Source organism: Gordonia hankookensis (assembly GCF_014673215.1).
Lineage (GTDB): Bacteria > Actinomycetota > Actinomycetes > Mycobacteriales > Mycobacteriaceae > Gordonia > Gordonia hankookensis.
The window spans coordinates 228,257-242,197 of sequence record NZ_JACWMS010000005.1; the positions used below are offsets into that span (position 1 = coordinate 228,257).

The 13,941-nt window shown below is 66.2% G+C and carries 7 protein-coding genes; 2 read left to right on the forward strand and 5 right to left on the reverse strand.

The genetic code is table 11. From position 1 onward, the window contains the following. Positions 1-6: 6 nt before the first annotated feature. Positions 7-1,614, reverse strand: a complete 1,608-nt coding sequence (gene fadD5, locus IDF66_RS21585; protein WP_190268558.1) for a fatty-acid--CoA ligase FadD5 — start codon at positions 1,612-1,614, stop codon at positions 7-9. Positions 1,615-1,879: 265 nt separating this feature from the next. Beyond that, positions 1,880-7,372, reverse strand: coding sequence for an ATP-binding protein (locus IDF66_RS21590; protein ID WP_190268559.1), 5,493 nt, complete (start codon positions 7,370-7,372; stop codon positions 1,880-1,882). Between the two features lie 279 nt (positions 7,373-7,651). On the opposite strand from IDF66_RS21590, the gene IDF66_RS21595 reads away from it, so the two are divergent. After that, positions 7,652-9,283, forward strand: a complete 1,632-nt coding sequence (locus tag IDF66_RS21595; protein WP_190268560.1) for an alkaline phosphatase D family protein — start codon at positions 7,652-7,654, stop codon at positions 9,281-9,283. 10 nt (positions 9,284-9,293) lie between these two features. On the opposite strand, the gene IDF66_RS21600 is transcribed toward IDF66_RS21595, so the two are convergent. Next, on the reverse strand, positions 9,294-10,265 hold the full coding sequence (locus IDF66_RS21600) for a zinc-binding dehydrogenase (protein WP_317628801.1): 972 nt from the start codon (positions 10,263-10,265) through the stop codon (positions 9,294-9,296). A 78-nt stretch (positions 10,266-10,343) separates the two neighbouring features. On the opposite strand from IDF66_RS21600, the gene IDF66_RS21605 reads away from it, so the two are divergent. Then, positions 10,344-11,147 carry an alpha/beta fold hydrolase gene (locus IDF66_RS21605; protein WP_317628802.1) on the forward strand — a complete coding sequence of 268 codons (804 nt, stop codon included), beginning with the start codon at positions 10,344-10,346 and terminating at the stop codon, positions 11,145-11,147. 13 nt (positions 11,148-11,160) lie between these two features. On the opposite strand, the gene IDF66_RS21610 is transcribed toward IDF66_RS21605, so the two are convergent. After that, positions 11,161-12,885 (reverse strand): MFS transporter, encoded by a 1,725-nt coding sequence (locus tag IDF66_RS21610; protein ID WP_317628803.1) that lies wholly within the window; start codon positions 12,883-12,885, stop codon positions 11,161-11,163. 138 nt (positions 12,886-13,023) lie between these two features. After that, complete coding sequence (locus IDF66_RS21615) at positions 13,024-13,824, reverse strand: SDR family oxidoreductase (protein WP_190268561.1); 801 nt, start codon at positions 13,822-13,824, stop codon at positions 13,024-13,026. Between the last annotated feature and the right edge of the window lie 117 nt (positions 13,825-13,941).

Below are 13,941 nucleotides of genomic sequence, written 5' to 3' on the forward strand. Positions count from 1 at the left end.
TGGCGATCAGTCGGCCAGCCCGGCGTCCTTGCTGCCATACGCTTCGCGCAGCCTGGGTTTCACCACCTTGCCGCCCGCGTTTCGCGGCAGTTCGTCGAGGATGACGAGATCCTTCGGATGCTTGAAGCGTGCCAAATTCTCGTTGAGGTAGGGCTCGAGTTCGGCGAGGGTGAGATCGTCGACGCCGTCGGCGAGGACGACGATCCCCACCGGCACCTCTCCCCACCTGTCATCCGCGCGGCCGATGATGGCTGCCTCGGCGATCTTGGGATGGCCGTACAGCACGTTCTCGACCTCGGCGCAGTAGATGTTCTCGCCGCCGGAGATGATCATGTCCTTGGCGCGATCCACCACGTAGAGGAAACCCTCGTCGTCCTGGCGCACCAGATCGCCGGAGTGAAACCATCCGCCTCGGAACGCATCGGCGGTGGCCTGCGGATTCTGCCAGTAGCCCTTCATCATGTTCGGGCCGCGGTAGACGATCTCGCCGACCTCCCCGGGTTTCACGTCGTTCATCATCGGATCGACGATGCGGGCGGTCACCGCCGGGACGACCTTGCCGATCGAACCGATCTTGCGTAACGCATCCTTGCCTTCGAGGATGCATGTGACAGGAGACATCTCGGTTTGTCCGAAGGCTGTCATGTTGAGTGCGGCGGGGAAGTTCTCGTTCATCGCGTTCAAGACGGTGTCCGATGCCGGAGCAGCTCCCCAGCTGATCGTCCGGAGCTTGAGATCGCGGGGACGTGCCTGTTGCGCGGCGCACACGGCCTGCCATTGGGCCGGGACCATGAACACCGACGTGGTGCCCTCGCGCTCGAGTGTGTCGAGCATCGCCTCGGGATCGAACGCGCCGAGCGGATGTATCACCGACCGGATACCCCGATAGAACACCGGCGCAAATGCCGCGAGGCCTGCGATGTGGAAGATGGGTGGTACCACCGAGGCGACGTCGTCGTCGGTACTCCCCTGCGACGCGCTGATCGTGGTCACCGCCTGCGCCTGCAGATTTGTGTGGGTCAGCATGGCACCCTTGGGTTTTCCGGTTGTTCCCGAGGTGTACATGATCACGGCGACGGTGTCCTCCGGGACATCGATCTCCGGCAGATCCGTCGGATCCTCGGCGACGAGGGTCTCGTAGTCGAGGTGCGTGCCACCGTCGCCGCCATCGACGACGATCGTGGTGTCGATGGCGCCCGTCGACGTTCTGACCGCCTCCGCCACCGGTGCGAGCAGCTTCTCGGTGACGATCACCCTGGCACCGCTGTCGGTGACGAGATAGGCGACCTCGGCCGGGCTCATCCGGATGTTCACCGGAACCGGGATGGCGCCGATCAGGTTGGCGCCCAGCACCGCCTCGATGTACTCGGTGCGATTGAGCAGCGCCATCAGGACACGATCGCCGAATCGCACACCGCGGCGGTGCAATGCTGCGGCGAACGCGCGCGACCGCTCGTCGAGCTCTCGCCACGTGATCGCCGTGTCGAGGTACGTCACCGCGGTGCGGTCGGGTGTCATGAACGCATGCCGGCGCACCTGGTTGTTCCAGTGGTTACGGCGCGAACGCATCGGCTCGGCCACGAGGTCACTGGTCGACTCGGTGGTGACGGTCATGTTCGATCTCCTGGTGGTCGGCAGCGGTTCGGAGGTCCTCCCGTTGTCGCGAGGTGGCCTCGACTACACGGTAGGACGCGACGAGGCTCGGCGTGGTCGGTCGTCGAATCTGGTAGGAACTCAGAATCTGTTCGGAACGACCGAGAAAGCACCGACGGATCCACTGGCTCCGTCGATCAGGATCCCTGACGACCCGGCACCGACGACATGGACAGATGCCACGCTCCGTCTACCGGAACGTGGCATCTGTCCACAAAGGCTTGGTCTACGAAACGCCCACCTGGGCACCCTGTCCCGACCACGCGGCACTCGCCTCGATCGCCCCGATGATCTGGGGACGCAGCTCGGCGGCACGGATCACCGCGTCGACGGAGCCGACCTCGACCGCACGCGCGATGCTGTGGACGGCGTCGAACTCGGCGGCGACCTCACCGATCTTCTCGGCCCGGACCGACTGCCGCATCTCCGCGAGCTCGGCACTCAACGTCGAGCGGTCGGTGCCGGTGGCGTCTGCCACACGCATCTCGAGTTCGCGAATGCGGGAGTCGGCAGAGGTGCGTTTGCCCACCTCGCCGGCGAACACCACCGCCGCGGCCGGGGCGCCACCGAGTACCGACGCGTACGAGCCTTCGATGGCCAGCACGGTCATGTTCGGGTTCAGCGCCTTGGAGAACACCACGAAGGCGCCGCCGTGGTACCGCGAGATCACGCAGAACACAATGGGCCCTTGGAAGTTCACGATCGCGCGACCGATCTCCGCGCCGTATTCCAGCTGCAGCTTTCGCAGCGACTCGGGAGAACCGTCGAAACCGGACAGGTTGGCGAGCACCACCAGCGGCCGGTTGCCGCTGGCAACGTTGATCGCCCGCGCGGCCTTCTTCGACGACTGCGGGAACAGCGTGCCCGCGGTGTAGGTGTCCGGGCCGTCGGTCGGCTTGTAGCCGCGTCGCTGCACCTCCCGCGACTCGATCCCGAGCAGGCACACCGGGATACCGCCGAGGTGGACGTCGCAGACCACGGCGGTCTCGGCGTCGGCCATACCCGCCCAGCGTTCGAGCACCACGTGGTCCTGGTCGGCCAGTGCGCGCATCACCGTCCGAATGTCGAAGGGCTTCTTGCGATCCGGGTTGGTCTCGGCCGAGAAGATGTGTCCGACGGTGGTGAAGTCGCTGCCCGCAAGAACGTGCGGGTAGTCGGAGATGTCCCGATCGGCCGGGTCGCTGGTCAGTGACCGCCGCGGCGTCTGTTCGCCGGGTACGACATAGGTGTGGTCGTAGTGGCTCATCAGCAGATCCTTGGCCGCACCCAGGTTCGGCACCCAGTACTGTGCCTGTCCGTTGGGACCCATCACCCGGTCGTATCCGCCGATGCCGAAATTGTCCTCGGCCGACACGCCCCCGGAGAAGTCGAGCGACTGCTTGCCGGTGAGCACCATTGCCGAATCCGGGGTCATCACCAGAATGCCCTTGGTGTGCATCAGCATCGTGGCCTCGGCGTTCCAGTACGGCTGCGCACCGACGTTGATACCGGCCACGACGATGTTGATCTCGCCGCCGGCCTGGGTGAACTCGACGACGCGCTTGAGTGCGCGCGCCACCCAGTCCATGTTCTCGGTTCCCGAGTCCATGGAGATCCGGGCACCCGACGACAGCGCAAACCACTCGACCGGAACCTGCATCCGCTCGGCGAGGTCCAGCGCTCCGATCACCCGACTGCATTCCGGCTCCGACAGCGCACCAAGTGATTTCGTCGGATCTCCGAGCAACACCACGCGGGTCACGCCCTGCGGATACTTGTCGGTCGGTGTGGTGACCACGCCGACCACCATGGCGGCCGTGTTACTGCCCTTCGGACGATCGACGGGCACCAGTACCTGCTCGGCATTCAGGTCGTACTCGGAGAACTCGCCGAGCAGGCCGGCGAGCTCGTACGGATAGACGGTGTTGCGCTTCGCCGCGCGCAACACTTTCTGGCGGTACCCGTCGACGGGTTCGATCGGGTCGTCGGAAGGCTCGCCGACGCTGACGTCGAAGCCACCCGTGGCGTTGATCGAGAATCGCACGGCGACCTTCGACAGGATCCCGGTGTCATGGTCGCGTCGACGCGCGATCAGCTGGACCTCCTCGAGACCGACGCCGGCAGCGATGGCACGGATGTATCCGGCGATCGCTGCGAGTTCCTCGGCGGTGACGTCCATCGGCGGCCAGATGTACATGATGATGCGGTTGGTGTCGGCGGTCCGGCCCGACGGGCGTTGCGCCCGTCGGATCGAGTCGACACACGATGCCAGGATTGTCTCGGCGGTCGGCAGAGCCAGGAGTCGGCCGTCGTGTTCGCGTACCGCAGTGAGGTCGCGCACCTGTGCGAATGCGATGAGCCGGTCGTCGGACGGGTTGTCGCGGGCGACGCACCGGAAGAGGTAGACCTCCTCGTCGTCCGAGGAGCTCAGTCGGGTGAGATCGAATTTGTGCAGTCGCTCCATCTGCATGCGCTGCGCAATGTGGGGATGCAGCCCACGGATCAGACGCTCTTCTGCCATACCGGTCGCGGACGGCCGGAAGGTGAAGTGGTGATGCATCAGCGCATCACCACTGCCGGCAACCGTGGTGGTGATGCGGTGTACCTGGCTGGGCATCGGGGTCGACGCGATGACCTCGTGCAGAGCCGACGCCATCGCATCGAAATCCTCGGGTTGTTGTTCCCAGCTCAGGTAGATGTCGGCATCGATGGACGGGGTGTCGCGGGCCAGTTCGGCCAGACCGGCCAGCGCAGGTCCCAGATTGTCGAAGCTCACCGCCGCCGACGCCAGCTTCGCGCCCTCCCGCACTGCGACCACGAAACGGGCGCCGCCCGCCTGCTGGATCCGCACATCGGTCAGTCCCTTGTTCCCGTAGTAGCGGCGGGTCAGGACCTCGAGCATCACGGTGTTGTCGGCCTTGCCGTGGATCACCTGCTGCGCGAGGAGCCGGACCAGTGGCTCGGTGCTGCGGACCATCTCCGAGATTCGTTCGGCGCGGTCCGTGGCATCGGGGTTGTCGTCGAGATAGCGCAGATGATCGCGGACGTTGTCGTAGACCCGTGCGCGATTGCGGCGCAGCAACTCCTGGCCGTACCACGCGTAGATGAGCCCACGCGCGAGATCGGCGATGACCGGGAAGCGCACCTGAGTGGCAGCCACAAGCCGATCGAGTGCGGTGCCGACGGAATCCCTCAGCTCCTCGCGCGGGGTCGGTTCCCCGAGCCACTCGCGCAGCAGGGTGGTGAGCACGGTGACCGAGTCGCCGGGGTTCTGCAAGGCCAGGAAGATCCGGAAGACCGCGGCCTCGAGTTCGGGGGTGCGATCGAGATCGGTCACACCGTAATGGGCGAGTGCCCGTCCGAGTTGTGCGTGGAACGCCTCCGGCAGACCGTCGCGCTCGACGTCGAGGCTCTGCAGATAGGTGTGGAAACTCTCGCGTGAGCTGTGCACGCGCTCGTCGCCGATGGCCTCCCCCGACGGCCGGTTCTGACTCAGCTTGGCAAGATCGGCGAACACGGTGATCAGTTCGAGTTCGTCGGCCAGCGGGCGACGACCGCTCTCGATCGCCACGCGGCGGGTTGCGAGGTAGTCGTCGAGCAGTCGGGTGCGGTCGTGTGGGTCGACGTCGTACCCGAGCAGCAGGCTGCGCAGATCCTCGAGGCTGCGGCCGGTGCGCTCCTGCGGTGACACGTCGACGGGCTCGTCGGGCAGTTCGATGTCGACGCCGTCGGTCGCGTCGTCGGGTGTCTCCGCCTCGTCGTCGTCGCTGAGCGGTTCCAGGCGTAGCAACGGCACACCGGTCTCCACCTGGGTGCCGACCGACACCAGGCTCTCCTTCAACCGACTCCGGACCGGCGCACGCAGCACCGTCTCCATCTTCATGCTCTCCAGCACCAGCACGGGTGCGCCTGCCTCGACCTCGGCGCCCACCTCCAGCGGAGTGGCGACGACCAGTGCAGGGGCCGGTGAGCGCACGACGCCACCTTCGTCGCGACTGACCCGATGAGTCACCCCGTCGACGTCGACGAGGTGGATCGGTCCGTGGGTGTCGGTCACCAGTCGGTAGCGGACGCCGTTGAGGACGATCTGAGCGGTGTGCTCGTCGAAGCGTTCGAGGTCGACGTCGGCGGTGCGCGTGTGGTCACCGGCTTCGATGCCGATGCGGAAACGGTGCGCGCCGATGCGTGCGACGCGGACACGGTAACCGATCCCGCGCAGTTTCAGATCGAGCGGACGACCGCTGTCGTGCTGCACCTGTGGCCGACCACCCGACGCGGTGGACAGCAGCCGATGGCGCTCCACCGACTCGCCCTCTTCATAGGCGTCGATGGCCGCAGCGGCCAGCGCGACCGCCGAGTGACGATGGGCGACGAGTCGACCCTCCTCGCGCACTCGATCGATCCAGCCGGTGTCGGCACTGCCGTCGATGACCTCGGGCTGGTTGAGCAACTCGAGGACGAAGCTCTTGTTGGTTGCGCCGCCTTCGATGATCACCCGCGTCTGGACCATCGCCCGGCGCAGACGGCCGAGCGCCTCGTCGCGGTCGCGGCCGTAGGCGATGATCTTGGCGATCATCGAGTCGAAGTCGGCGGGAATGGTGTCGCCCTCGCTGACGCCGGTGTCGACACGGATGCCCGGGCCGGCGGGCAGTTCGAGGCGCGCGATGCGGCCGGGGGACGGCGCGAAGTCGCGGTCGGGGTCCTCGGCGTTGAGTCGGGCCTCGATCGCGTGACCGCGTTCCACCGGTGGTTCACCTTCGAGACGTCCACCCGAGGCCACGTGCAATTGAGCGCGGACCAGATCGAAGCCGGTGGTCGCCTCGGTGATGGGGTGCTCGACCTGCAGACGAGTGTTGACCTCGAGGAACGCGAACAGTTGCTCGCCGGGGTGATAGAGGAACTCGACGGTGGCCGCGCCCCGGTAGCCCACCGCCACGGCCAATCGTTCGGCCGACGTCTTGAGTTCGGCGACCTGCGCCTCGGAGAGGACCGGCGATGCGGACTCCTCGATGACCTTCTGATTTCGTCGCTGGACCGAGCAGTCACGTACGCCCAGTGCCCAGGCGGTGCCCTGACCATCGGCGATCACCTGCACCTCGACGTGGCGGGCGCCGGTGACGAGGCGTTCGAGGAACACGACGCCGCTGCCGAAGGCTCGGGCCGCCTCATCGCGGGTCCGTTCGTAGGCCTCGCGGAGATCGCCGTCGTTCGTCACGACCCGGATACCCCGGCCGCCACCGCCCGCAGTGGCCTTGAGCATCAACGGGTAACCGATCTCGGCCGACGCCGCCACGGCCTCGTCGATGCTCTCCACGGCTCCACGGCTCCAGGGCGCCACCGGGACGCCGACCTCTTCGGCGATCAGCTTGGCGCCGATCTTGTCGCCCAGTTTGCGCATCGCCTCCGGCGACGGCCCGACGAATGTGACGCCGATGCGCTCGCACAGTTCGGCGAAGAGTGGATCCTCCGCGACGAAGCCCCAGCCGACCCATGCCGCGTCGACACCGGTCGCGAGGAGTGCGCGCTCGAGGACCTCGAGGTTCAGATAGGGCCGGGTGGCGGCGGGCCCGAGGTCGTAGGCGAGGTCGGCCTCACGCACAAATGTCGCGTTGCGGTCCGCGTCGGTGTAGAGCGCGACGACCTCGATCGGCTGTCCGGTCTCGGCGGACAGGCCGCGGACGGCATGGATGAGTCGCATGGCGGACTCGCCGCGGTTCACGATGGCAATGCGTGTGAACATCACCGACTCCAATCTCTTCGATTCGTACGTGTCGGCCGCGGAGGTCGCGGCGCCCGTCTCGACGGCTACGCCCGAGTACGGGGTCGGTGTGCTCCGTGCCGGCGCTGGATGCCGGCGGCGCACCTCGCATGATTGTGGCGAATCGTTTCCCTACGCGCGAGTACGGGCTTTGTGACGTTGTCGTCCGGAGCGTGGCACATGCACCCTGACCTGCACGTCGGGGCCGTTCGGGTGCGGGTCCGCACGGTGAGCCGCCGAGCGCGCACCTAGGCTGTACCGATGGCTCTCGTTCTCGGTCCGATCTTGCGTCACGTAGGCGAGACCACCGCAACCATCTGGGTACAGACCGACAACCGCGCCGACGTCGAGGTGCTGGGCTGTCGCTCGTCGACGTTCGAGGTCGAGGGCTGCCACTACGCGCTGGTCGTGGTCGACGGCCTGACGCCGGGCTCGACCACCGAGTACCGACTCCACGTCGACGGGACACAGGAGTGGCCGCCTCCGGAGTCCCGGTACCCACCGAGCGTCATCCGGACGCGGGGAGCCGACCGCGACGGGAGTCTTCGGGTGGTCTTCGGGTCGTGTCGCTACCCCAAGACCGGCGATGCTGCCCTGGACGACAAGCTCGGTGTGGATGCACTGGACTGCTACGCCACACGACTGACCGGGCAACCCGTGTCGGCGTTGCCCGACGTCGTCATCCTGCTCGGCGACCAGGTCTACGCCGACGAGCTGACGCCGGAGGCGCGGCGTCACCTGGCCGGCCGCCGCAGCGGCTCGGTGCGTACCAAACGTCCACCCGGCGAGGTCGTGACCTTCACCGAGTACGAGGGGCTCTATCGGCATACGTGGGGCGATCCGGAGATCCGCTGGCTCATGTCCACCGTGCCCATCGCGATGATCTTCGACGACCACGACATCCGCGACGACTGGAACACCTCCGCTGCGTGGCGTGCCTCGATGAACTCCGTGCCGTGGTGGCGGGACCGGATCCGGGCGGGACTCGCGTCCTACTGGGTGTATCAGCATCTGGGCAATCTCAGTCCCACCGAACTCGCCGCCGACGACGATTATCGAAAGGTCGTCGATTCCACCGGCGACTGCTGGCCGCTGCTGGTCGATCTCGCCGACCGTGCCGACGACGACGCCGACGGAGAGAAGGGTCTTCGGTTCAGTTACCGGTGGGATCTGGGTACGGCCAGACTTGTCATGATCGACTCGCGCAACGGTCGAATCCTGTCCGGGGGCTCTCGAAAGATGTTGAGTGATCGGGAGTTCGCCTGGCTCGAGGAGCAGATGACAGACGGTGTCGACCGCGTCGACCACGTGATCCTGGGGTCGTCGCTGCCCTGGCTGTTACCACCTGCGCTCGGTGACCTGCAGACGATCAACGAGATCGCGGCCAACCGGAGCGGCTTCCGCGGGCGGCTTGCCGAAAAGATCCGGCAGGCGACCGATTTCGAACATTGGCCCGCGTTCATGGAATCGTTCCGAAGGCTCAGTGACCTGATCATCGGTGTGGCCACGCGGCCCGGTCGTGCGCCCGCCACCGTCTCCGTGCTCTCCGGCGATGTCCATCACAGCTATGTGGCGCGGGCCGACCACCCGGGTACGACGGCGACCGCAGTTCATCAGCTGGTGTGCTCGCCCGTTCACAATCATGTCCCCTGGTACGTCAAGCCAGTACTGGAGTATGCATGGTCGCCGCGGGCCGCTCGCGTGACCCGCGCGTGGGCCCGGCATCTGGGGTCTCCCCCGCTGCCGATGAACTGGTCCGACGTCGGCGGTCCGTTGTTCGGCAACACCATCGCCACTCTGATGACCAACTGGCGCACCGCCCGCGTCGTCTTCGAACAACCACGCGACGACCGCGCACTGTCCGAGGTCACCCGGGTATCCCTCACCGACTGAGGTCTGTCGGTCATTCCGTCAGCACAACGCCCTTGCCGAGGAGAGTGCCGTCTTCCATGTCGCGATGCGCCGAGGCGATCTCGTCGAAGTGATAGACCCGACCGATCGGGACAGTGGCATTGCCGGCCGAGACATCGTCGAGAAACTGCTGCAGGACTCGCGGCGGCAGATCGCTGGATCCACCCGAGTACGCGGTCAGTCGGACTCCGTTGGGCAGATAGTCCATCGGATAGAACTCGGCAATGGTCCATTGGTCGGACAACATACCGGTGAAGCACACGGTCCCCTTGGCGCGCGTGGCACGCAGGGTGTCCGGGAGTGTGTTGACACCGACCAGTTCGACGGCTCCGTGCACTCCGTCCGGCACGATCTCGCGGACCACCTCGCTGATCGCGCCGTCGTCGACGACGACGTGATCGGCGAACTCACGGAGGAAGCCCACCCGCGCGTCGTCGCGCGTCGTCGACACGACCACGCAACCGGCGCGCCGTGCCAGGACGGCCAGGGCCAGGCCGACCGATGAGGTGCCCCCGCGGATGAGCAACGTCTCGCCTGCGGCAACACCGGCGCCGATCGTGAGCGAGCCGTGAGCGGTCTGCACCATCTCCGGCACCGCGCCCAACACGTCCCACGGCAGGTCGCTGGCGAAGGACACCACCGAAGACACCGGAATGCACGCGAACTGCGCGTACCCGCCGTCGATGGTGCGGCCCATGCCGCCCATCAACGCCGCCACCTGAGTGTCGGGCGCAAACTCGCCACCGGGGCATTCGACAACCACCCCCACTGCCTCGAGCCCGGGAATGCGGGGGAAGGATCCGAACGATCCCATTCCCCGCCGGAAATGCAATTCCGAACGGTTCAGGCCAAATGCCTTGACCTGTATGAGAACCCACCCGACAGTGGGTGTGGGCGTCGGAACCGAGCGGATGGTCATGGATTCCGGCGGTCCCGGAGCATCGAGTACGACGGCGCGCATCATGATCCGAGACTACGCGGGCGGAAGGGGCGGCGATGCCGACGATGGTTCGCACCGAGAACCGTCGCTAAGGTGCGATGCGTGAACACGTCAGCGCATCGATTCATCGCCGGCGACAGGGTCGCCATCTCCTATCGCATGTTCGGCGACCCTCCTGCGGGCAACTCTTCTGGCGGGAACGGTCCGGGTCGACCACCGGTCGTCTTGCAGCACGGCTTCGCGTCAAGTGGCGCACAGAACTGGATGGCAGCCGGGTTGGTGGATGCTCTTGTCGCGCAGGGTCGTCAGGTGATCGTGATCGATGCGCGCGGGCATGGGGAATCGGACAAACCGCACGATCCCGGCCGTTATGGGGAGGGCCGTATGGCGTGGGACCTCGTGGAGTTGTTCGACTCGCTGGACATCGCCGCAGTGGATCTGGTGGGGTACTCGATGGGTGCGATCGTCGCGTTGCTGACCGCGGTGCAGGACAATCGGATTCGTCGGCTCGTCGTCGGCGGTGTCGGTGCCGGCGTGGTGGACCTCGGTGGTGTCGACACCCGGGTGATCGACCAGCGCGCCCTGGCCGAGGCCCTGCGTGCCGACGACCCGACGTCCGTGACCGACCCGGCCGCCCGCCGATTCCGGCTGTTCGCCGACGCATCCGACAACGACCGGCTCGCGTTGGCGGCGCAGGCCGAGGCGGTGAACACCGAGGCGATCGCATTCGAACAGATCTCCGTCGAGGTCGCCGTGGTCATCGCCGGTGTCGACGACGATCTCGCACACCGGCCCGAGGTCCTCGCGAAAGAGTTGTCGGCCACACTGATCCGAGTGCCTGGGAACCACCTGGGTGCGGTCGGGACGCCGGAGTTCCGGACCGCGCTGCTCGACACCCTCCGGTGACCTCTCGTCGTGGTCAGTTGTGGTGCAGCTCCGCGAGTTCGCGTTGGATCATCGTTTCGTGGGCACGTGCGTCCTCCCGGGCCCGTCGTGGATTCCATCGACCGCTCAGCACAAAGATGAACGGCACGAACAGGATCTGGGCGACGACGCAGATCCACCACCAGATCTGCCACTGACCCGGGTTGTCCGACTGCGCCTGCTCGACATCGGCCGCATGGTCGGCAAGGAACGCCTGATCCCCCGGCGGAATCGGATCGGTGCTCAACTGTTGCAGCCGAGCCGCTGCCTCCCGCGGGGTCGCCGCGAGGCCCGCACCAATCAACTGCCCCACGGCGTCCATGCCGGCCCGCGCATCGCGCGGATTCGCGGCGAGCGCGTTCAGGGTCGCCGGCTCGACAGCACTCGCGGTCGCGACCTGTTCGGGATACTCGGCGACGATGTGGGAAACGCGCGTGCCCTGGTCGACCAGGGTCGAGGTGGCCGGCACGACGAATGTCAGCACGATGAGTGCCAGCGTCACCGTGATGCGGACAGTCCACCCCCAGATCGCCAGACCGGTCGCGGTTGCGGCCGGATTATGGCGCTCGACGGTCTCGGTGAAACTGGCCATCCATGCGCAGTAGGCGATGCCGCCACCCACAGCGATGACCACGAGCACCAGCGCGAAGGTGTAGTAGCCCGTATCGGGACGGGTGCTGAGCATCGCGAAGATCGCGGTGCCGATCACGGAGATCACGGTCCCGATGGCCATGAGTGGCTTGCGGACCCGGATCTTGTCGGAGACCACACCGGCGACGATGAGGGCGATCGCGTTGGCGATCCAGTACCAATTCGCCAACGCGTTGGCACGAGCCTCCGAGTAGCCGAATGTGGTGGCGAAGTAGACGACGAAGAACCCGACCGCGATGTAATAGAACATGAGGAACAGGCTGATCGCGATGGCAGGTCCGACGATGTCGAACCTCATCATCTGGCGCCAATGCCCGTGCAGGGCGGTCTCGGTGTCGAGACCGCCGGCCCGCGCCTCGATCAGCGCCCGTTCGTTCAGACTGACCATCAGTTGGTCACGAAGCCCTGGCGACAATTCGCGGAGACCGACCAGTGCGATGACCGCGACGACCAGACCCGCGATCCCGCAGACATAGAACTGGAACCGCCAATCCGGGTGGTTGTCGAGTGTATTGCTCGACACCATGGTCACGACGAGGCTGCCGAGCACGGGGCCCATCGTCCAGAAACCCATCGCCTGAGCACGTCCGACCTGTGGCGAGAAGTCACGGATCAACGCAGGTGTAGCCACCAGGATCATGCCCTCGACAATGCTCAGGACTGCGAAGAAGATGATGTACCACAAGGTGTTCGGCGCATGCGGGAGCGCGAACAGCACCAGCAGGCCGGTGATGAACAGGCCGATGACCACCAGGTTGGCGCGGCCCCATCGGTCCGCCAGCCCGGCCGCCAGCGATGCGAAGGCGCCCAGGAGGTTCCCGACGATCGACACCACGACGAACTGGGTGAAGGTCATGCCGAACGACGTGATGATCTTTGTCGCCACGGCGCCCTGGATATAGAGCTGGTAGTACAAGATGACCGTCGCCAGCACCGTGATGGCCAGGTATCGGTATCGGGCCGCAGGCAGTGGATAGTGATCGAGCTTGCGGTCCCGGAGCGAGTGAAGACGGCCTGTCGGCGAGCCTGCGATTCGTGCCCCGTCTGGTTCTGCATTGGTCTGTGTCACGCGTTTCCCGTCTGCAAGGGTCGAATTGGGGTCGGCTTATCCGACAGATTCGCGAAAGCTGTTCTCCGGATGTCGTTGTAGGGATGCCGGAGTCCGGATGTCGTTGTCGGGATGGTCGAGTCGGTGCGACTCATGCGGTCATCGGGTGCCGCTCATTCCTCCGTCGACGGGTATGACCACGCCGGTGAGGTAGGCCCCGGCCCGTGACGACAAGAAGATCGCCGTACCTGCGATGTCGTCGGGCGTTCCGACCCGTCCGAGTGGGACTCCGGCTTCCACCCGGGATCGCATGTCCGGGTCGTCGAGCATGAACGCCGTCATCTTCGACGGGAACGGTCCTGGCGCAATCGCGTTGACGGTGATCTGCTCCGGCGCCAGTGTGGCCGCCAGCTTGCGGGTGAGCATGTGCACGGCCGCCTTCGACGCTCCGTAGGAGAAGTTGTCGGTGTGGGAGACGACAATGCCGTCGATGGAGCCGATGTTGATCACCCGCGCCGGACCGTCCGAAGCGGCGGCGCGGAGCATCGGCAGTAGTGCCTGCGTCACCTCGAACACGGACGTGATGTTGAGATTGAGGATCTTGTCGAAACCCGATTGTGGGAATTCGTCGACTGGTGCTCCCCAGGTGGCGCCCGCATTGTTGACGAGCACGTCGACACGATCGAATTCGTCTGCCACGAACCGGGACAACGTTTCCACCCCGCCCGCGGTGGACAGATCGGCGGCCACTGCCGACACATCGCCCGAGTCGGACAATGCGTCGCGCGCCCGCTCGCAGGCTTGCGCCTTGCGGGAGGAGATGATCACGCGCGCGCCTGCCTGCAGGAAGCCCCGCGCGATCATCAGCCCGATGCCGCGCGTTCCGCCGGTGACGACGACAGACTTCCCGGCGACGTCGAAGAGCGGCACGGCCGGCCCAGGCTCCTGGGGCGGGGTCACCTCGACACTCCGTCACGAGTCGTCACATGGTCGAGGGCTCGACGGTGCGGTCGTGCACCGGGCCGGGAACAGCTCACGTGGGACACCACTTTCGTTGATGAGCGCGTCGCGACCATC